This window comes from Robertkochia solimangrovi (assembly GCF_007279655.1).
Taxonomy (GTDB): Bacteria; Bacteroidota; Bacteroidia; order Flavobacteriales; family Flavobacteriaceae; genus Robertkochia; species Robertkochia solimangrovi.
The window spans coordinates 22,485-44,578 of sequence record NZ_QKWN01000016.1 but is presented as its reverse complement, the minus strand read 5'-3'; the positions used below and the strand labels follow the sequence as shown (position 1 = coordinate 44,578).

The following is a 22,094-nucleotide window of genomic DNA, read 5'->3' as shown; positions in this document are numbered from 1 at the left end:
GTTGGTAATTGATTAATTTTTATGATTCACTATTTGATAATTCCGTAAAGTACCTATAAAAATATGGAATTGTTTCAATTCCTTTCAGATAATTCCAAAGTCCGAAATGCTCATTCGGGGAATGGATCGCATCACTGTCGAGTCCGAAGCCCATCAGAATCGTCTTACTTTTAAGTTCTTTTTCAAAAAGGGACACAATAGGAATACTTCCTCCACTTCGCTGAGGAATCGGTGTCTTTCCAAAAGTAGCCTCATAAGCCTTACTTGCAGCAGCATACCCAAGACTGTCCATAGGAGTAACATAGGGAAATCCTCCATGATGTGGTTTTACCGTGACACGGGTTCCTTTGGGAGCAATGGATTCAAAATGTGCTTTAAATAATTGTGTGATCTCCTTCCAGTCCTGATCCGGCACCAGACGCATCGAGATCTTTGCGTAAGCTTTACTTGCGATCACTGTTTTGGCGCCTTCACCTGTATAACCGCCCCAGATTCCATTCACATCAAGTGTCGGACGAATAGAGTTACGTTCATTGGTAGAATAGCCTTTCTCTCCATAAACATCCTCGATATCGAGCGCCTTTTTATAGTTTTCAAGGTTAAAAGGAGCTTTGGCCATTTCAGCTCTTTCCTCAACACTAAGCTCAATCACCTTATCATAGAATCCCGGAACGGTAATATGATTATTTTCATCATGTAGGGAGGCGATCAATTTCGTCATAATATTGATCGGATTCGCTACCGCCCCACCATAGAGTCCGCTATGCAGATCCCGGTTCGGGCCAACCACTTCCACTTCTACATAACTCAGCCCACGCAATCCCGTTGTGATCGACGGAATATCCTTTGCGATCATTCCCGTATCGGAAATCAGAATGACATCATTTGCGAGCTTTTCCCGGTTATGTTCCACGAACCAACCCAGACTTTCAGAACCTACTTCTTCCTCACCTTCGATCATGAATTTAACATTACACGGGAGTTCATTATTCTTTACCATAAATTCCAGAGCTTTCACATGCATATACATTTGCCCCTTGTCATCACAGGCACCACGTGCGAATATGGCTCCTTCCGGATGCAGATCGGTGGCTTTGATCACCGGTTCGAAAGGTGGAGAATTCCAAAGATCAACCGGATCCGGTGGTTGTACATCATAATGCCCGTACACCAATACCGTAGGTAGTTTTGGGTCGATGATCTTTTCTCCGTAAACGATCGGGTATCCCGGTGTTTCACAGATCTCCGTAACCTCACATCCGGCAGCGTCTAATGCGCTCTTTACAGCTTCAGCGGTATTGAGAACATCCTGAGCAAAAGCAGGGTCGGCACTGATGGATGGAATTTTTAAGAGTTCAACGAGTTCTTGTATGAATCGATCTTTGTGTGTCGTGATATACGACGCTATATTTTCCATGAAGTTTTAATTGAATTGCTCAAAAATACAAAAAATGAAATTTTTAAAGAATAGGCATTGTAATTTCATTTTTTCATTTATATTTGCACCCACAATTCGCGGGTGTGGTGGAATTGGTAGACACGCTAGACTTAGGATCTAGTGCCGCAAGGTGTGAAGGTTCGAGTCCTTTCACCCGCACAAAAGCTCTTCAAACGAAGGGCTTTTTTCATTTTATTACTTGCTCAATTAATTGTAAATTATAATCTACAATCTTAACATTTATCATTTAGAACCTACCCCTAACATCTTTCTCATTCATATCACTTTAACCTCAAATAAAATCAAGAAAAGTTTCCTGATGGCCAACTATCCTATTCCCGCCCTTTAGGGCCGGGGTCAGGGAATAGGAAGCGAATGAACGATCGTCCATTCGATGTTGCATTGAAGATTAAAACCTTCCCTGTGCAGTCCATAAAGATCCTCCTGCTATCGCTTGATCAGTTTTAAATTCTTAACCGTATTATCATATTGTAACCGGAGGATATAGAGACCGGAAGGTAAATTACTGATATCGATACGTTGCAGATCCGTATTTACGGGTTGACTGAATTCCGTTTGCCGAAATTGATCGATGATGGCGAACGATCGCACATTTTGCAGATCTGAGATTTCGATATATTCAGACGCAGGATTAGGATATACTTTGGCAAGTGAAGTCGATGAAACACCATCGATCACTGAAAAAGGTAAATTCGTATTTCCATAGAAACTGAATCCTCCACTACCATTAACCCCGGAAACGATACGCGCCGCAAGATTATAATTTCCGGGAACTAAAGGAAAGTTGTAATAATGACCCGGGGGAGCATCTCCTCCCAACGCATAGGGCGCAATATTTTCAGCCCTTACAAACGCTCCGTTCAATTCGAACAACACACTACCTCCATAGATAACCGGTATTGCCGGATTTGCCCGTATATTCAACTGACCGCCTGTTTCCGAAAGATCGATAGTTCCACCATAAGGAATAGGGTCATAACCCGGAACCGGAAGATTCGTCTCCGTGTTGATCAGGGTAAAGGACTCGATATTCGGATGCAGTATAAAAAAATCGATAGGCGCATTTGAAGATAGCCCATCACTGTTTGTAGCCGTGATCAATGCATCAAACCCGGTGGAACTACCATAGGTATTCACCAGATCCAACACCCCACTTATGAGTCCGCTAGAGGGATCTATCTCCAGGGAAGGCGGCAATCCTTCTGCACTAAAAGTTACAGATTTCCCTTGTGGGTCAGTTGCCAGCACCTGAATAGCGATCATCTCACCCCAAAAATTGAGATCCTCATGATCCGGAACCCCGATCACCGGAGCGGCATCACTCTTTATAAAGGTCAACTCCACACAGCGTTCCGTTCCCTGTACTCCGGAAGCATTGCTGCCTGAATAGGGTATTGCACACACAGTAAAAGTTCCGACGGAAGCCGGATAAGCCGCATAAGTACCAGGCGGAAAATCTCCTCCCAGAGCATAGGGAGCTATGTTCTCTGTTCTGTAACTCTTTCCATTGATCCTGAAAACCACGCTACCCACCAGATCCGGATCAGTAATTGCACGGATATTGATCTTTGGAATTTCCGTGAGGTCGATCACCGCTCCGCTTGTGAGTGTCCTGACCTCCGTATTATTATCTGCATTAATGAGCACCAGATCCGTCACACTAGTCTGTGCACTCAAGAGTGCTACTGATAAAACCTGTAGCACGATTACCATAAAACACAACCTTCTCATAACCGTAATTTATACTCTTAAATTTACAAAAAATGCATGTAAAACAGCACCTTAATTGCTGTTTTACAGTGAATTAACTTTAATTTTTTATGTCTTCACAACTTTAAAAACATTACCCTGTAGTCAACTCAGGAAAACATTATGCTTCAAGTCGCTATAAATGGCAACAGAAATGAAATCTTGATCGCGAAAACGACATCTGAGATTACGGATGCGGCATACAACGCAGTGAAGGCAGGCGCTAAATCAATTCATTTTCACACCAGGAATCAGAAAGGTCAGGAGACACTTACCTTGGCATATGTCAAAAACAGATACTTAGTATCTGAAAAAGATGTGGAAATATTCCTGTAGGAATTAGGACAAGTTCCTGGAAGGAACATGACTAGGAAGCCCTGCGAAGTCAAATGAAATACCGATCGATACTGTCATAAAGTACAGAAAATAACCTAAAAAACAGGCTTGCCTATTTTTTCATAAACTTAACTGTTATACGTTTTCAAATTCCTATTGTATTGTAGCTCTAAGGTCTTTTTAATTACTGTTATTCGATTTATTTTAAGAAATTTATTACTTTTAAAACACGTCGAAGGCCCGGGGATGCTTTGTATGATGCTTCAACCTTTATATATTTGATTATGAAACATAATATGATGATTGTAGTCGCACTACTATTCTTTATTATCCATGTAAATTCACAGAATAATGAATCGGAGCTAAAGTTTACTACAAAATATTATGAAGCCGTTGACAAGTGGGTCGCCCTGCCACCAGGTGATACCGATTCCACCTACCATTACGGATTCATTTATATTGATGACGAAGCGGGCTTTACCTATCATATTGGAAGTGAATTTTATATCGATGATTCGAATCACTATGTTTCTCAGGAAGCAGATACAACCTTCCATGCTAAATACAGGATCGATCCGAATTGGACTCTGGTCACTATCATACCTGATGACATACGATCTGAACTAAATCTTCCGGAAGAACCTGAATGGTTGAAATATTACAAAGAAGAAAGTGAAAGTACATCCTATTTAAAGAATATTGGATATCATTATAACCATGCCGGTGCCAGCGCATTAGCGCTTTCTCCTTTATTGAAGGCCTATGCACAGGAACCGCACTTTAAAGGTCTCGAATTTGAATTGTCGTATGCGTATAACGCGCTGGGAGATTATGAGAATGCCATTAAAGTTCTCGAAATGGCTATAGAAAATGACCCTGCCAACTTCTTTTTTTATCGTGAGTTAGGGTTCGCCTTTAAAAATATGAACCAGATCGATATGGCGGAAAGCACCTATAAAAAAGGAATAGAGCTTTCAGACAATGACTTTGAAAAAAGTGAAATGGCAGTCAATATGGCCCAATCCTATTATCAAGTAAGAAATAAAGAGAAATTTGATGAATGGGCAGCGCTTACGAGATTGTACGCGGAAGACGGTTCGAGATATGAACAATTTATCGATCTTTTTGAAGAGAAGTGGGATGAAAATTAATTTAACAACTGCAGCCGAAAATATCGGTTTGCTGAACCACCTTTTACGCGCTAGCGACCTCACTGAAATTCCGAGCAAAGTCGATGAATAAAAAAACCTGTTAAGCGAATCCATTGAGAATATGGAAGCGCTATAAAGAAATCAGTAAAGCACAAGAAAAATAAAATATCAATTCTAATACGTATGAAAATGCAAAAAATCCTAACCTCAATTTTAATCCTACTCACCACTATTGGTTATTCTCAAAAACTTTACAAAGCTGTTGAAGATGGAGATTTGAAAAAAGTAACCACCCTCATCAAAAAAGGGAATAATGTAAACGAATTTCATGAAAATGGACTGTTTCCCTTATGGAGATCAACGGCAGATAATAATTATGAAATATCAGAATTACTGATCAGGTCAGGCGCAGATGTCAATCAAATCAACAAAGTTCAACCTGTAGGTTCAACTGCTCTTGAATATCCTTGTCAGGAAGGTTACTATGATATTGTCAAACTATTAATTGATCATGGTGCCGATCCTAATCGCAAAGGATATCGGGATTTTACACCAATCCGGGTTGCGGCAAGAAACGGTCATATTGAAATTGTAAAATATTTAGCTCAAAATGGCGCTGAAGTTGACCCAAAGGCTTTAGATGGTGCTACACCTTTGGAACATGCTGCCTCAAAAGGTCACTTTGAAGTTGTCAAATTTTTAATCGAGAAAGGAGCAAATGTCAACAATAAGGATATAGAAGGTGATTTTGCGTTAGGAGAAGCTGCTAAAAGTGGCTATTTAGATGTTATTGAATTGTTGATGGCCAACGGCGCCGACCTGACACTCCAAAACAATGACAAGAAAAATGCATATGATCTGGCTAAAGAAAGAGGACAAAAAAAGGCGGCTCAGTTGCTTGAAAGTTATTTATCAAAATAACATCTTACCACTATGACCGCTAAAGAAATAAAATCTGAGATCATAAAAGATCTCAGATTAGGTGTCGCCTCCAAATCTGAATTGTACAACCGTTATAAGGACAAGATCGAGGACGTAACACTTAGAAAAATCCTTGCACACTTACCGTCCAGAGAATCAAAATTAAAATTTAATAACGTTCATATTGCGATATCGATCATATGGGGTCTCTTTTTGCTGTTCGAATTGACTACCCTATTAGATCTGATCGAAAGGTTTGATTTTCTGTCATTTGCCTTCCTTATCATTACGATCTATATCACGATTAATATTTGGCAATTTAACGGCCGTTTTCTCCTTCCAGGAATATTTTGGTTTTCCGTATCCATAGTCAATTTCGCCCTTGAATTCTTCAGACAAATAGAAAATGACGGTGATATTTTGATACTGATGGCACTGACTGTATTTTATCCCCTGATTCTTTCTTCAGGGATCTATCTTATGTTTTATTTGAGAAAAAATGCTTTTGGTTATCTTAAATGGTCACCCTTACAGTTAAATGAAAATGAGCATTTACAATTTGAGGATTAGGCTGTCTCAAAAACTTCCTTTACCAAGTCAAACGATTTATACTTGGCATCCATATCATAGATCGGACTCGTAATCATAAGTTCGTCGACCCCGGTAGCCTCGACAAACACTTCGAACTTTTCCTTCAGACTTTCCTTGTTTCCGGTGAAGGTATAGAGCGTCATATTTCTAACCATCTGCTGAATTTCCGGATGATAGAACATTTCCGGTAGCGGTGCAGGCGGACTCAGGGGACTGCGATTATTCGTAATGATCCCCATGAACATTCTATAGAGACTAGTCACCAAATGTTCAGCTTCCTCATCGGTATCGGCTCCAATGGCATTAACGCAGGCCATAACATAAGGCTTCTCGAGTTGTGCGGAAGGCTTAAAGTTGTTTCTGTAAATTTCGATGGCATCCATCAGTTTCGCCGGTGCAAAATGAGAGGCGAAGGCGTAAGGGAGTCCGTAATTCGCAGCGAGATAAGCACTATCGGTACTTGAACCGAGAATCCATAAAGGGATATCGAGTCCTTCTCCGGGAAAGGCTCTCACTTTTGCACCATGGTTGTCAGTACTCAGATATTGTTGTAATTCCTTAACGTCTTCCGGAAAACGATCTGCAGCAGTCATATTATTCCTTCGCAATGCATAGGCGGTGAGCTGATCAGTCCCAGGCGCTCTTCCCAATCCGAGATCGATACGCCCCGGATAGATCGATTCCAGCGTTCCGAATTGTTCGGCGATCACCAAAGGCGAATGATTGGGTAGCATAATTCCTCCGGAACCTATTCGCATATGTTTCGTTTGCCCCGCCACATGTCCGATCAATACCGAAGTTGCAGAACTGGCTACATGTTCCATATTATGGTGCTCGGCGAGCCAAAGTCGATTATAACCTAGATTTTCTACCTGCTGTGCCAGTGTAACTGTTCTGCGGATCGCATCTGCAGGATCGCCACCCTGAACCACGATCGCAAGGTCCAGTACGGATAAGGGTATATTTTTCATCGGGGGAAAATTTGCTTTTTATTGAACACAACTAAAAGACAAATTTAAGGACAAAATTCGAGGGATAATAATCTGATCAATTGACGATCTCGATTTCCTCCCCTTTCACCCATTGCTTTAGCTCATCGGCATAATAGACATAGACCGAACTTGCAGGGGCTCTGTAATTACCTCCGATCTCAGCTTTAAGATCAAGATTTACCTGTTTTACCTCACCAGGTCCAAATTCCTTCCAGTATAACACCAAATAATTATCCATGATCTCAATATAATCAGCAACACGCTTATCCAGCAATTCCTTTATTTGCCAGGTTTGTAAAGTGGTACCCGACGGAATCCCAATGACAGCAGTGGACATCGGTAAGGGGTTCTCTTTGACATTTCTTACATTAACATTCATTCTGACTGAATTCCCCACGGTATATATGGAATCAGCTAGGGTAGTAATCAGTTCCAATTCTGTACCTGTATCAGAATCCGGGATCTTACTATCCCAGAAGACATCCATTGAATAAGGAAAAGTGTTTTCCGGATTTGAAAACGCAATGTTTACGGACTGCCTCCCTGCTATTATATATTTTTCCAATCCAGGAATTTCGACCTTCCCTGTTTTATTTGATTTCAATTCACTTAAGACCTTTTGCCCATTGATCTCAATGGTCAGGAAATTACCGGAATCGATCAATTTCTGCTTCAGATCTCTATTATAAGTGATCAGAGCCTTTAAGGCCATAGAAGTAGCCTGTGTAGAACCAAACCGACCGTTCTTGCGGTTTGAAAGTATATATTCAACGCCCTTACTGATCAATTGTTCATCTGTTGTTTCCCCGGATCTCGATAGGGCCAGCACATTCATGGCAGCGTTTTCGATCTTCTCAGAATTGTTATAGGAACGGGTAATGGTACTTTTTACGGGTAATTCAGCAAACCCATATTCATTAATATTATTCCGCAAACGATCGAACAATATATCAGCCTCGTCAGAACGCCCTATATTTATACTTGCCATAGCCATCATAGCCATTTTATAAGAATCATTACTTTTCAACGCATCATCATAGGCATGTTGATATTCAGGATCCAATGAAACATTATGTCCCGACTCTGTAATCGCATATACGATATAAGCATTATTCACATCTTCCGGAGCACCGGAAAATCCATACTTTCCATTATGCTGCTTAAAACCTCCTTTGCCATCTCTGCGACTCATTAAAAAATTGATCGTTCTTTTCAACATCGCATCACTTACTCCCGCATAAACCTCCTTCATCTCCGAAAATTCCATCAACCCGTAGGCAGACAAGGCTTCATGAGGAGGACTATGACCATACCACTCAAAACCTGCTTCAGCGGTTTCATAGGCTGCTAATTTCTGATAGCCTTTTTTGATGTAATTCATGGCCTTATTCTCGATTTCAGTATTCAGTTTCCCGCTTTCTTTGAGATACTTAAGAATCATTACATTCGGATAAGTACTGGACGAAACCTGCTCAAAACAACCAGAAGGCATTCGCAAAATCGATTCTACTCCATCCATGACATCCCCAATCAGATCGATATAAACATTTAAATCAGCTCGAATACTTCCGGCTATTGCATTATTCACCTCAAATTCATAGTTGCCATTTCTAACTCCTGAAATCACAGCACTAGTGGGAAAATAAGGGCTAATGACATCGTACGTTCTAATGACCACATCATTATATCCTTCTCCACTCACTTTTACAATAAAGTCATCATCCACAACGGTTTCAACAGGCACTACGGTCAATTCCTCAACAACACTGGAATTCGCTGGGATTTTCAGCTTTGAACTTTCGAAACCTTTCACAAATTTCAAGGCAGCTGGCAACTCAGTATCGAGTCTGACTGAAAGCATTTTTTTGGTTTCATTATTAATGCGAACTGGAATTCTTAAGGTATCACCTAGAACCATGAATTCAGGGAATTTAAAATCCATATTCAGCGGTCTTCCGGTCGCGTATTCTGTTTCATTTCTACCAACGGCTCCATTATATCCAATCCCTTCCGTTGTTATCAAAAAGGAAGTGATCTCATCCGAATTGTAATATTCAAGATTCACTTCTCCATTCATATCTGTTTGTACCACCGGATTCCAATAGATCGTACTTCTGAAATCTGAGCGCTCTTCGGATATTATATCACTATCATAAACGGGAGCATAGAAGAGTTTACTCTCACTCATGGACATTCTCCCATATTGTCTAAATCGCTTAAAAGCATAATTAAAAAATCGGTCTCTTTTGAATTCCTTTGCCATGTATAATGTGTTATTGTAGCCATTTTTGGTTTTAACCACAATTACCCCATTACTTCCTCTGCTCCCATACAAGGCCGCAGCCATTGCACCTTTTATCACTCCTACTGATTCGATTTCCGAAGCTTCAAGAGAAGTCATTATCCGTGTATAATTAACTCCATCGACGGGCACGCCATCGATGATCAGTAAAGGCTGAGAATCACCATAAATTGTAGAACTCCCTCTAACACGTATATTACTGGTACTTCCCGGATTTCCGGATGATTCGATTATTTGGACACCCGATACCCTACCACCCAAAAGATCAGAGATATTCTGACCATTTTCGAACAATTCATTTTGATCAATGGTAACTACTGATCCTCCAATGGTTTTGCTCTTTAAAATCGCGCCATACCCAACGACCACCACCTCATCTAATGCAGCAGCATCTGAATCCATCATCATTCTTAAATAACCAGTATTTTCAACTTCCTGCTGAATACCTCTAATTTGTGGACTTCTAAAATAGCTTTCTTTAAATAAAGTATCTTTACCCATCAATTCGCTCTCTACGGAGCCTCCGGAACTTCCTTCTCCTTTATTTTGAGTAAGCCCCTCTGAAATAATCTGCAAATCTTTTCCGTCGTCAGTATATGCGATCAAAACCATTTCTGAGTTATTATCGACAGTGAATTTGAAATTTCCGTTACTATCGGTTTCAAAAGGGTAAGCTTTCTGCGAAAGAATCTCAAACAACACCAGGTGAGCCTGTACACGTTTACCCGTCTTATCAATAACATATCCGATCTGTCTAAGTAGGTTCTCAGGCAGATAAATCGCATCCTCCATTTTATCTTCATTACTGATAAACTTTCTCCATCCGTGTGTCAGCATTACCATATCGAGTGCCTTTCTAGCTTTTGGTTCTTCAGCATCAAAATAAAAGGATGGCTCATGGATTCTACCTTTTAATTCGGAACTCATCAACAGATATGTCAAGATATTATCCTGCCTATCATCAGCATAAGAAATAAGTTTATTATTTACCACCCCTACCGACAAATTCGCAGAAACCGGATTATTATTAGCATCTGTTGTTTTAATATGTACCTTAACCTTATCTCTGGTTTGATATAACTCCTTATCCAGATCCACAGCTATTTTGAGAAATCCTGAATTATCACAGAACAGAAGCCTCTCCGCAAGTCCAGTTCCTTGACTGCTTAACAAGGTTATTTTTTGTATGCCATGATGAAGCTGTTCCCTGGGTAAGACAAGTTTTGCACGACCATTCGAAAGACTCACCGGTATGGTTTTATAAATTCCGCTTGCATCCGATACTTTCAGGATCTTTTCATCCGTATCGGTTGAAAAGATATCAATATCATAGACCGAACCAGATTGCATCACCGAGAATTTTGTACCATAAGGCAAACTCTTCGGCAAGGCAATCAATGAATCCGAAATAAATGGAGTTAGAATCCTGGCATAATAATGTTGCGTATCGGGGGTCATTTCAAATTGCCCCATTCCATCATGGAAACTTTGAAAGGCGACAATTTTTTCACCGGTTTCATCCACAATTTCTCCCGAGACATCGGCGGGCTTACCAAATTCATTAACCGCCTTAAACGCAATACGGTTATTTACCCCTTGAATTGTACTTCCGCTTTCCGGAAAAAACTGAAGGTCTATCTTATCCAGTGAAACGGGAATACTTCTTGCGATAGATTCATTGAGTCCTTTATAAGGAACCATTACATTCAACACTACATCCGTTGTATTGAGATCGACGGGGAGATCAAAATCAACCTTAATTTTGCCATCATCCAAAGTTCTTAAACTTCCTGTCTTGTATAAGGCACCGGAGACCAAAATCTGAAAATCGATCACGAAATTACCCAGGGGACTATTTTTCAGATCTTTAATTTCTAAATTGGCTATAACATGTCCACCCTTGCCATAGGCCTTTTCGTTAAAATCAAGGGACATTAACAGATTTGGACTGACAATCTTTTGGATGATCAGTTCTTTTTCAAAGAATTCTCCTTCCTTCAGGTTTTTCATCCAGTTGGTATACATCCTTAATGTATATTTTCCACCGGCCCATTCTTCAGAAATATCAAAATCACCATAGGCATACCCATTTTTAATACGAAGGCTTCTAGTCGCTATAACACCTCCTCTGGGGGATATAAGTTCAGCATGCAACACTTCACTAATAATAGAGATCCGATTTTCTGCATTGGTAATATAACTTTTGAACCAGATGGTTTCTCCGGGCAAATACAAAGGCTTATCGGTTTGGGTGTATACTTTTTCAATAGAGGTATTCCTTTCCGGAAGGGCAAATCCAATGACGAGAAGCGCGATTAATGCCGATGATACTATATTTATAACTGTTCTCATGGATTAAATTTTTATATCGATTTTTATACCTGCCTCCTTTTGTAATGGTATATTAAATAAATCAAGCCCATTCCCGGAGGTAAATCCAAATAGAGAGTTGTAGGGAGATATGCCTTTAGATCGGGTTATACAATAAAGGTTGGTAGCATAAAGACTTATCCTGAATTCGCGGAATAAAGTACTTTTTTCAGAAGCAACTACATCATAACCCAGACTTACTGATTTGATATTAAAATAAGTAGCATCTACGATGGCATCTTCATCCACTCCGTCAAAACCATACCTAACCCATCGGTTTTCAGTCACATTCTGATCCGGATTGGCAAAATCTACCGGGATCATATTTGGCTGACCTGAACGGTCTACGCCTTGAAAAATATATCCGGTCGTGTTGCGTAGATCACCAGATTCTTTTGACCTGCCCAAATAATTCAAAATATTCTTCGTGCCATTCCATACATCTCCTCCACTTTGAAAATCCAATAAAAATTTTAGATTAAATCTCCACAGATCGATCTCATTCATCATACTCAGATTGAAATCGGGCGTCACATTCCCTATGACCATTTGATTTTCTGCTACGATCGGATACCCTGAATCATCAATAATTTTGTTACCCTGCTGATCCCTGAGATAACCAGAGCCGATCAGAGTTCCTGTTTGTTCTCCCTGGATAAGACTGTTTGATATATTCGCAAAACCTGCAATCGGCACCTTTTCAGTTTCACCGTTTAAATCCAGTACTTTCCCTTTAAAGGTTGAAAACTGAAAACTTGAACTCAAATCGAAGTTATGACCATAGCCCGGAAGATTAAAAACGAGAGAGGCATCGACCCCCCTATTCCTGATTTTCGCGATATTCTGAAGTTCAAAACCGTTATTCCGAAGAATAGGAAAAATTGAATTTTTGGACGTTGATTGGAAGTATGCGAATTCAATCCCGATCATGTAGTTAAATAAATCAATACTCATACCTAAATCTAGATTCTCAACACTCTCGAAGTCCAGAAAATCTGACACAAAAAGATCATTATTAGTCTTGAGTCCGGCAAGTTCTTCCGGCAGTATTCCCAAGCTGTTGTGACTTTGATTATTATAATACAGAGGCATCAATTTCACATCTTTACCCCATCCGACAGATAGGTTCAATCGATTTATCCAATCGATATAAAAAAGTTCTTGAAAACCGTAGTTAATCAATACGGTAGGAAGGAAAAGTTTCGTACCCTGATATTTGGATATCACACCATTATTGGTGAGACTGAGAAAGGCATCTGCAAAGTAAAGATCAAAATCAATTTTTCCGGAATATCTGAAAACATTATCGGTTAGTTTCAAATCCTTTTGAGAGATCTCAGAAGCCTCCTGAAAGTCAAAACCAGAAAACCCCGATTGCTCCAACAGTTTAAAATCCAAGGTAGTATTATCGTACTCCAATTTAACGAAACCTGCCAACGAAGTAATATTATCGATATAAGCATTGAAACCCAACTTGCTCAAAGCATGAAAAGCCCCTTGATCAATTTGTTTACGACTGGAATACCCGGATTCAAAACCAACCGAATTCATCGGAAGCCTAAAATTTTGATCATTGCCGGTCAAAACATAATCAGCCTCCAGATTCAACGTAACTTCTTCCCCCAACTCAACCTTCGAATTAACCGAAGAGGTTAAGGAGAATAATTCCACTTCATTACCACTCAATCCCAAAAGCCATTCAGGGTTATTAAAATTATCAGGACTAAAGCTGCGTTGTTGATCATTCCCCAAAAGAAACCCCTGTGAATTCTGAAAGGTTACCGGGGTGATCCATGCAGACATCAGGGCATGGTTCAGAATTCCATTGATGTTAGGCTGCTCATCTTTATAATCTTCCAGATGGATATTGAAATCCAATAATTGTTTATACTTATAATCAAAATTTAATTGAGAGGAACTTATTCTTTCCAGATTAAAAATATCCTTTTCAGATTCATAGCGCATTCCAAGCCTGAACAGATTAATTTCATTCGCAACCTTGACTGCCAGATTATACGAAGAAGTATACCTGGATCGCAACATTGAATTCTTATAAGGTAAAATAGTATTCCCTCCTGAACCGATAATAAGCCTGCCGTTGTCATCATACGCATAATCCGACCCATCAAACACCAAAGAATTGATATTAGGACCATAGGAGAAGATCTCCCCTGTTTCAGGCCCGAACCATTGCAGACTACCTTCCTGTGGCCTCCCCTGAGCGTACGCTCGTTGTAATCCAGGCAATCTGGATTTGTCGGCATACTTGAGCCCACTTCCAATATTAAGATCGATTTCATACCGATACACCGACTCAAACTGAGTTACCTTCAATACATTGGTTTCGAATTCTAATTTTTTGATCGACTCAGTGGGAAAAAAGTAACTTGACCCACTGAGCACATAGGGTAAGTGAAAATTGTTTTGCTGTTTGCTTATGGAATCAGGTATTTTGAAAGCTAGATTCTGATAATCCTGGCTCTCCTTTAACATCACCGGAGACTTCAAAACCGAATTTTCATCCATTACACCTCCCAACATTTGTGCAGTTACTACAACCTCCTTGGTACGCATTCCAATGTAGCTAAAAACCAACACATCACCCACGGAACAATGAATACTATAGTACCCATCAAAATCTGTCTGAGTGCCAAGATTCGTACCTTTAATCTTCACCATCACAGCTGGCATGGGTCCTGTTTCATCTTCCAGCACCCCTGAAACAATTCCCTCCTGGGCATAGATATTTGAAAACTGAAAAAAAAGTATAAAAATCAGTACAATGTAGTTTCGCATCTTACAGATTGAAATTCAAAAAATCGTCGTAATCAGGCAATCCCCTCTAACTCATTTTCAGATTCCATCTTTAACAATAAAACTGAATACGCAATACAATTACACAAAAAGACAATTTCATTTAGGTTAAAAAACTTTAGAAATCATCCTCAAAATAGAAAGAACTTTTCTCACAAACAAGAAAGTGCGTAAGAAAATCTAATCAAAAATAATAACCCCCTCAACGAAACATACATATAACTGTTAATAGTATGAAAATTCGTCAGGTATTGACAGTCTACGGTGGTATAAAATTATTCTTATTCCCCCTTCATCATTCTCAATGTAAAACCTCCGATTGTTAGTACGATCAATCCCATCACCAACCACAACCAGTATTTATGTTCGATAAGTGGTGAAATTACTTCAGGATCATCTTTTTTTATAATCTCCTCAAGACCCGGTATCACCACAGGCATGTTGTCAGGAATATTATCTTCGTAGAACCTAATATCATACTCAGGGCGCTGAACATGCTTTCCTCCATACACCAGATAATAATCAGCTGGTTCAGCAAATCTTGCCTCCAAAGCATATGGGTTACCTTCCACTTCCAGGGAACGTATGACCAGGGGTGCATTATCATTGTTCTGTATAGTGATCTTTAATTTCTTTACCACTTTATCATCAAACTCAAGATCATTCTTCCCCATTGAGCTCAGGGTACCGGAAGCGAGTTCCTTATACGTATACACCCAGCCGTTCTGCGTTCTGATACTATCGCTCAGTCCGCGCACGACCACCTGTCGGTAGTAATCGTTGGTATCTGCCACTGTGATCCGTACTCTGCTTACAGGTACCGGCTCTTTCAACGTTACATCGATATCTGTATGTTTCGACTTGCGATTCTCCCTGGTGACGGTATTCAACTTTTTATAGGTTTTAAACTCTCCGTTTACAACCTCTTTTCTGAACAGGGAAGCATGTAACAATCCGGGGTTCTTATCACTTTGAAAACTCAGTCGATAATACTTGTATCCGCAGTCAGGAAAGTTAAGAGTCGTGTAACGGTAATCGGCCTTGCTGTTTTTGATCGACAGCATTCGTTGGTCTTCCAAAATGGTATACCACTCCTTTTGATCATTACTTCCTTCCAGATCTGCGCTCCAGTCAAAGTTTCGGTTACTGAAGTTTAAATCCATGAAGTTTACCGCTTGATCCTCAGAAATTTCGAAGGTGAAATAATATTCATTCCCCTTACGAGACCGGTTCAGGATCTTGTATCCTATGGTATCCTCCGATATTCGTTCCTTTTTATTGACGATCCGGTAAGGCACTTCAAGGGTATCATTCCCTGAAAGACCATAGATCCTCAGGTCCGTCAAGTCCTCTGACAGCCTTCCATAGATCGCATCCGGCAACGCGATCTTCTGCCAAGATCCCGCCTTAACCTGCACTGATCTTTTATAACCAAATGCATCGAACTGGCCGTACGTGAACAGTCCTGTAAGCAAGAATAAAAACAGATATAGTTTACTCCCCTGTGTCATCGGAAACAATATTTTTATACTTCTGATACAGAAAGGAAATGATCAATAGCAATACTCCTAAAGAAACAAAGACCACAGTTTTTGCGATAGTATGTAAATGTGCGATGTCATAAAAGAACAATTTCACCAGTGTCAAACCGAATAAAATTATTGCCGCAATTCTCAGATGTTTCTTGTTTCTCCACAAACCAATTACAATAAGTACCAGCGAATATATCCCCCAGAAAATACTCAGTCCGAGTTTATACAAGGCAGAGGATCCTGCAATATCCATCCAGTGAATAAGTTCACTGCTTAGCAACCATAACACCCCACCTGCAAGCAGGAGTTCATAAGGTATTTTCAAGCCCGCACCCATAAATTCTGCTTTGGAATATTTTCGACAGATCAGATAAGCGAATGCCACAAAAATAAATGACACATACCGAATCAATATATGGAAGACCGAATATGAATAATATTCCGGATGCATCGGGTCGAGATAACTTTCGCGTAACTCACTGAGCACATACAGCCCTTCTCCCATAAAAACTAAAAGCGTAAATATCAGTAAAACCCCATTCAAAACCCCCCATTTTCGATTTTTGAGATATTTAAGATTTGCCACCCCTAACAAGGAAACGAACATCAATGAATAATTAATAATCCATATGATACGATAACCATTCAGATCATTATTCCAGAACGTGCTCCCAAAAGATTCTGAAGCATCTGTTGCTAGTTTTGATGATTGATATAATTGAGAGAAATAATAACTGATCTCATTTCGGCCGGCAAAATAGGCCACGATCAGCAGCAAATAAGGGATTGTCTTGGAGATCCATTTATAAATTCCTTTTTGAATCACCGCTGAATTATGCCCTTCCCGATAATTGAGATACATAATATAACCAAATCCCACGATAAAACATAAGGACGTAAAGAACATAAAGTTCAGGATCGGTAACATTGATGACCCCTCTCCTTCAAAATAATACGCGTCATAACCTATTGCCCAATCCTGTAACAAGCTGAAAAATGCCAGTATCATAATCGGGTAGGAAAGCTTTTCATAGATCGGTGCATCCTTTTTAATCCCTATGTAATATAACAATACGGCTTCTCCAATCCAGAACAGGGTAACCCAGTTTCCATCGAGTTGAACCGGAAATGTCAGTGTCACAAAAAGTAAGACCAGACCAGCAACAAGCTGGAATAATTTTCTGTCTGCAAGTTTATCGTTGTATATTTTCACACATACCACAAAATGCAGGATTGCATTGAACAAAGTAAACACCCCCTGTAATTGCTCACCGGTTTCATTTCTTCCCAGAATGGCATATCCAAGGCTGTAATAGATCACTGAATTCAATAAAAGGAAAACTACATCCTCCTTTGCATAAGATTCTTTACGAATAAATTTATAGGCCAGAAAGGTTCCGTAAAAAATCGCAAAGAATATAAACGCGAAGACAGAACCCAGGATCAAATGTTCACCCTGCCTGAAATCTGTAAAATACCAGAAAGAAAATATCATCCAGGTAAGTACAAAGGCCACCTTGAACAACGCATTCCAGTACTTCCGGAATCCGATGAACAAGATCCCTATATTGATGATCGCCATATAAGAAAAGAGGAATCCAACCTTTCCGGAGCCATCGCTTAAAAGAAATGGCAAGGCATAAGCACCTACGAGTCCGATATGAGCAATGACCTGCCTGTTATATCGTATGGCTGCAAAAACCGTAAATCCTGTAAACAGCAACATCAGTATAAAAGCCATGAATTGCGGAATCAAAGCGTACATACTATAGGCCAGATAGGAAACAAAATAGAGGATTGCCATCGCTCCGCTCAATAGTACGGCGCTGAAATTCTCATATTTACTTTTAAGCTTGTAGGCAGTACCCAACAATCCCAGACCAAAAACATACGCCAGTACGATTCTTGTGAGCGGACTTATCAATTGGTGATCGACGGCATATTTAGCTCCTATGGCCACACCGATAACGGTGATAACTATTCCGATCTTATTGATGAGATTCTCCCCGATGAACTTTTCAATATCCGTTTTGGGTTTAGCAACCGGTCTGGCACCATAAACAGTCTTTGCACCAACCTGAGCCTGTTCTTTGGATATATAAGAAACCTGTTGAACCTCCTTTTCTACCGCAGGAACTTCAGGTTTTTCATGCACCTGCTCAACATTCGGTTCGGTGACAATCACAGTCTCAGCTTCAGCCTTTTGAACTGATTCAGATGCCGCTGCTTTAATGCGATAAATCTCTGATTTCAATGCACTGATCTCAAGGGAAAATTCTTCCTGTCGCTTTTGCAGATTTTCCAACCGGATTAATAAGGCATTTAAATTCTGGTCTTCACTCATACAATTTAATTACATAGTTTAGGAAGCGGGACAAGATAATAACGAAAACTCTATGACTATATTTTACAGTTTTTCGGGTACAAACATATGAAAATAACTGATTTTCCTACGAATATTTGACTTTATACCGCAATGGAAAATCAGTTATTTTGTTTTTATACAGGCCCTTATTATTCTTCAAATCAGGTTCCTTGGATTAAAGACGCCCGACAATCAAATGCTCAAGGAAGCCCCTAACTTTTACTGATGCCCGAGATGACAACTACAACCTCCTCGCATAAAACTATTGGAAGATTCATGCCACTCAAAGGCATTGTTGTAGCCATTGACTTCAAAATATAAAGGTGGTCTCGGATTATCATAGTTCCCGATCTCATTCATGGTCTCTGTATCATAAAGTCTTCCGTTCACCATCACTTTTTCTATCGATTCCGTATTATGAATGTCATCCAGTGGATTCTCAGATAATACGATAAGGTCTGCAAGTTTACCTGCCTTTAGTGAACCGATATCATTTCCTGCACCGATGTAATTCGCACCATTGATGGTAGCTGCCTTCAATGCATTGTGATTACTCATTCCCCCTTGTACCAGCATCCAGGTTTCCCAGTGGGCCCCAATACCCTGTATCTGACCATGGGCTCCCATATTCACTTTTACACCTGCTTCGGCCAGTTTATTCACTTGTTCAGAAACCAGGATATGCCCATTCTTGTATTCTTCTTCAGGTACCATGATACGATGACGTGCGCGGCTATCGATAATTCCCCTTGGGGTAAATCTCAAAAGTTTTTCATTTTCCCAAACATTGTAATGCTGGTAGAAAAAATATTCACCACTCATTCCAGCGTAATTCACGATTAGCGTAGGGGTATAACCTGAACCACTGGCACTCCAAAGTTCGATTACATCCTTATACAGGGGAGCCACCGGTATATTATGTTCAATCCCGGAATGACCATCGATAACCTGAGTCATATTATGGAAAAAGGTTGAACCTCCTTCAGGGACTACATTGATTTGCATTTCCCGTGCTGCCTGGATCACCTGCTGCCGCTGATCTCTACGTGGCTGGTTATAGCTCTTTACACTTTTAGCTCCAAAGGCTTTGGTTCTGCGAATACTGCTTTCTGCATCTTCCAATCCATTGATCACTGCTTTAAAGTCTCCGTCTGCTCCATAAAGTATGAAACCGGTCGAATATAATCTCGGACCAACAAGCGCCCCACTTTTTTGCATTTCACTCAAGGTAAATACAGTCTCCGTATTTGCGGAAGGGTCATGAGCCGTAGTCACCCCAAAAGCAAGATTTGTAATGAAGGGCCAATACTCCGTGGTTGTAAGACCATAACGGAATGCTCCTATATGAGCATGAGCATCTACCATGCCGGGCATGATGGTTTTACCGGTAGCATCATAAACCTTAGCATTCGATGGAACCTTAACCTCAGCGGCCGGACCTACAGAAATGATCTCATCTCCGTTAACCACGATAGTACCATTCTCAATGACCTCATCTCCTTCCATAGTAATTATACGTGCATTGGTAAAAGCAACCACTCCTTCAGGCTTATCAACATCGGCCTCGAGTCTGATTGAAGTCTCTTTTGCTGGAAAATCTTCAACATCCTTTCCTCCGTTCAGATATTTAAACGTTTCAGACAGAGTTTGCGAATAATAAGTCGCCCCGAGGGTCCACATCACAGTCTTGCTGTCCGGTGACCAGTGCAGGTTGATTCCTGCATCTTTAGCGATCTGACGAACAGGAACAAAATCTGATTTATTATCCAGATCGATCGTATGACCATTCAACACCAACGGAGCCACATAGGCCTTATGCAATACCGAGTACGCGATAAACTTATTGTCGGGACTAGGCACCAGTCGGTTAGCGTATTTAGATTTAACATGGGTACGCTCATCCTCACCCTGAAGATTTACACTGATGAGTTCTTTGGTAAGTGCACCGAAATAAGTACCTCCGGTTTGCAAAAAGATACGATTACCTTCGGTATTGAATATGGGATACTCGCCTTTACCTGTTAACTTAATTTCTCCAGAACCGTCACTGTTCATTAGATAGACACCGGGATCTTTGGTAAAAGTTGTACCCTGATCTGTATTTCCGGATTCCTTTCTAAAGACGATCTTTTTGCCGTCTGGCGAATATGACGGGGTTCGGTAGATCGCCTTTCCTTGGCTAAGTGTTACAGGATCTGCCTTACTATTCAATGCTGTTTGTTTGATACTACCCTTTTCGATATCGTTCCAGGTAACAAATACCAATGATCTTCCATCCGGTGAAAACGATGGTTCAAATTCAAAATCATTTTCCGAGGTAATACGTTCCGGTTTTCCATTCGGTAATTTCTTTTTCCAGATATATCCAAGCGCATGGAAAACAAGATATTTTCCATCGGGAGAGGTCACTGCCTGACGGATCGTTTTGGGTTCAAAGGTATCTCTTGTTACCGGAGAACTAAAATGAAGTGTTTCTGCGATATCGATAGCTACATCTACTGTAAAGGGTATATCCGTGATCGCTAGGGTTTCTGTATTCAGGCTATGAATCTTTCCGTCACTCCAGAACACCAACGATCTTCCATCGGGCATCCAGTCATAATTAGGGTAAACACCAAAGATCGCCCAGGCTTCCTGCTGATCTTTACTTAACCCATCATATACCGGATATTCCTGACCCGTCTCGAGATCCTGAATGAACAATACTGTTTTGGTACGTACACGCTTCACAAAGGCGAGCTTTTTACCATCCGGTGATACTGCCGGCCTGGCAGCACCTCCGGGTCCGCCGGTTACCGTTGTGGTTTCACCCGTTTTAAAATCATACCTTTTGATTACATAGATCTGTTTATTCGGATCCTTATTATATTCGAAAGCACCTCCGGGGTAAACGTCTTCACTATAATAAAGATAACGTCCGTCCGGTGATACGTTCGGCTCATTTACATCCTGCTGGTCATTCTTTCTTTTGGTGAGCTGAAGACCGCTGCCACCCGTGATATGATACTGCCACATCTCACCAGCACCAAGACTACGCCCTGAAGTAAAGTGCTTACGTGCGATCAGAAAATTGCCATCCGGTGTCCAGTCTGCATTGTTCAGGAGCCGAAAACTCTCCTTGGTCAATTGCCGGGCCTCCGAACCATCACTGTTCATCACCCATACGTTATCGCCTCCTCCTGCATCGCTGGTAAAGGAAATGTGTTTTCCATCCGGACTGAATCGGGGTTGCACTTCATAGGGAATCCCCGTTCTAAGCGCTTTGGCTTTTCCTCCTGTAACAGGAATCGTATAGATATCTCCCAAAAGATCAAAAACGATCGTCTTCCCATCCGGACTAACATCCAAATTCATCCAGGTTCCTTCTTCTGTGGTGAATTTATGGGTTTGATAATTGAAATCTTTCCCGGGAGCTGATACATCCCATTCTTTCTTGTCCTCTTTTTTATCCTGGGCAGACAATGGTAGCGCGGCCAGACATAATAGTAGTAAATTGAATCGCTTCATCGTGC

General features: G+C 40.6%; 12 protein-coding genes and 1 tRNA gene. 5 read left to right on the top strand and 8 right to left on the bottom strand.

Annotated features, from left to right (window positions below; genetic code table 11):
* Positions 1-19 precede the first annotated feature (19 nt).
* Entirely contained in the window at positions 20-1,417 is a 1,398-nt protein-coding gene (locus tag DMZ48_RS17985; RefSeq protein WP_143956565.1) for a dipeptidase, read from the bottom strand.
* A 98-nt stretch (positions 1,418-1,515) separates the two neighbouring features.
* On the opposite strand from DMZ48_RS17985, the gene DMZ48_RS17980 reads away from it, so the two are divergent.
* Positions 1,516-1,597 (top strand) — tRNA-Leu (locus DMZ48_RS17980).
* Between the two features lie 288 nt (positions 1,598-1,885).
* Here the strand turns inward: DMZ48_RS17980 and DMZ48_RS17975 are convergent.
* Positions 1,886-3,190, bottom strand: coding sequence for a T9SS type A sorting domain-containing protein (locus DMZ48_RS17975; RefSeq protein WP_143956564.1), 1,305 nt, complete (start codon positions 3,188-3,190; stop codon positions 1,886-1,888).
* A 141-nt stretch (positions 3,191-3,331) separates the two neighbouring features.
* Between DMZ48_RS17975 and DMZ48_RS18950 the strand changes: the two genes are divergently transcribed.
* The 4 genes from DMZ48_RS18950 to DMZ48_RS17955 all read left to right on the top strand — a co-directional run bounded on the left by DMZ48_RS18950 (position 3,332) and on the right by DMZ48_RS17955 (position 6,186).
* The gene (locus DMZ48_RS18950; protein ID WP_143956563.1) at positions 3,332-3,544 is read left to right on the top strand and encodes a 3-keto-5-aminohexanoate cleavage protein; all 213 of its coding nucleotides are present in this window, start codon (positions 3,332-3,334) and stop codon (positions 3,542-3,544) included.
* 284 nt (positions 3,545-3,828) lie between these two features.
* The gene (locus DMZ48_RS17965) at positions 3,829-4,695 is read left to right on the top strand and encodes a tetratricopeptide repeat protein (protein WP_143956562.1); all 867 of its coding nucleotides are present in this window, start codon (positions 3,829-3,831) and stop codon (positions 4,693-4,695) included.
* Positions 4,696-4,884: 189 nt separating this feature from the next.
* Positions 4,885-5,616 (top strand): ankyrin repeat domain-containing protein, encoded by a 732-nt coding sequence (locus DMZ48_RS17960; protein ID WP_162558759.1) that lies wholly within the window; start codon positions 4,885-4,887, stop codon positions 5,614-5,616.
* Between the two features lie 12 nt (positions 5,617-5,628).
* Positions 5,629-6,186, top strand: a complete 558-nt coding sequence (locus DMZ48_RS17955) for a hypothetical protein (RefSeq protein ID WP_143956560.1) — start codon at positions 5,629-5,631, stop codon at positions 6,184-6,186.
* On the opposite strand, the gene DMZ48_RS17950 is transcribed toward DMZ48_RS17955, so the two are convergent.
* From DMZ48_RS17950 to DMZ48_RS17925, 6 genes are all read right to left on the bottom strand, one after another.
* Positions 6,183-7,178, bottom strand: a complete 996-nt coding sequence (locus tag DMZ48_RS17950) for an LLM class flavin-dependent oxidoreductase (protein ID WP_143956559.1) — start codon at positions 7,176-7,178, stop codon at positions 6,183-6,185. The two genes, DMZ48_RS17955 and DMZ48_RS17950, sit on opposite strands and share 4 nt — an antisense overlap.
* A gap of 76 nt (positions 7,179-7,254) precedes the next feature.
* The gene (locus tag DMZ48_RS17945; protein WP_143956558.1) at positions 7,255-11,853 is read right to left on the bottom strand and encodes a TonB-dependent receptor plug domain-containing protein; all 4,599 of its coding nucleotides are present in this window, start codon (positions 11,851-11,853) and stop codon (positions 7,255-7,257) included.
* 3 nt (positions 11,854-11,856) lie between these two features.
* On the bottom strand, positions 11,857-14,667 hold the full coding sequence (locus DMZ48_RS17940; RefSeq protein WP_143956557.1) for a carboxypeptidase-like regulatory domain-containing protein: 2,811 nt from the start codon (positions 14,665-14,667) through the stop codon (positions 11,857-11,859).
* 299 nt (positions 14,668-14,966) lie between these two features.
* Positions 14,967-16,196, bottom strand: coding sequence for a DUF3999 family protein (locus DMZ48_RS17935; protein ID WP_143956556.1), 1,230 nt, complete (start codon positions 16,194-16,196; stop codon positions 14,967-14,969).
* Positions 16,180-18,561 (bottom strand): DUF2339 domain-containing protein, encoded by a 2,382-nt coding sequence (locus tag DMZ48_RS17930; protein WP_143956555.1) that lies wholly within the window; start codon positions 18,559-18,561, stop codon positions 16,180-16,182. Before DMZ48_RS17930 ends, DMZ48_RS17935 begins: the two co-directional genes overlap by 17 nt.
* Before the next feature lie 240 nt (positions 18,562-18,801).
* Positions 18,802-22,089, bottom strand: coding sequence for an amidohydrolase family protein (locus DMZ48_RS17925; RefSeq protein ID WP_143956554.1), 3,288 nt, complete (start codon positions 22,087-22,089; stop codon positions 18,802-18,804).
* Positions 22,090-22,094 lie beyond the last annotated feature (5 nt).

Coding starts and splice junctions, on each gene's coding strand:
- DMZ48_RS17975 (WP_143956564.1), bottom strand. CDS start 3,190: ATGAGAAGGTTGTGTTTTATGGTAATCGTGCTACAGGTTTTATCAGTA.
- DMZ48_RS17945 (WP_143956558.1), bottom strand. CDS start 11,853: ATGAGAACAGTTATAAATATAGTATCATCGGCATTAATCGCGCTTCTC.
- DMZ48_RS17930 (WP_143956555.1), bottom strand. CDS start 18,561: ATGAGTGAAGACCAGAATTTAAATGCCTTATTAATCCGGTTGGAAAAT.
- DMZ48_RS18950 (WP_143956563.1), top strand. CDS start 3,332: ATGCTTCAAGTCGCTATAAATGGCAACAGAAATGAAATCTTGATCGCG.
- DMZ48_RS17925 (WP_143956554.1), bottom strand. CDS start 22,089: ATGAAGCGATTCAATTTACTACTATTATGTCTGGCCGCGCTACCATTG.
- DMZ48_RS17950 (WP_143956559.1), bottom strand. CDS start 7,178: ATGAAAAATATACCCTTATCCGTACTGGACCTTGCGATCGTGGTTCAG.
- DMZ48_RS17940 (WP_143956557.1), bottom strand. CDS start 14,667: ATGCGAAACTACATTGTACTGATTTTTATACTTTTTTTTCAGTTTTCA.
- DMZ48_RS17960 (WP_162558759.1), top strand. CDS start 4,885: ATGCAAAAAATCCTAACCTCAATTTTAATCCTACTCACCACTATTGGT.
- DMZ48_RS17965 (WP_143956562.1), top strand. CDS start 3,829: ATGAAACATAATATGATGATTGTAGTCGCACTACTATTCTTTATTATC.
- DMZ48_RS17935 (WP_143956556.1), bottom strand. CDS start 16,196: ATGACACAGGGGAGTAAACTATATCTGTTTTTATTCTTGCTTACAGGA.
- DMZ48_RS17985 (WP_143956565.1), bottom strand. CDS start 1,417: ATGGAAAATATAGCGTCGTATATCACGACACACAAAGATCGATTCATA.
- DMZ48_RS17955 (WP_143956560.1), top strand. CDS start 5,629: ATGACCGCTAAAGAAATAAAATCTGAGATCATAAAAGATCTCAGATTA.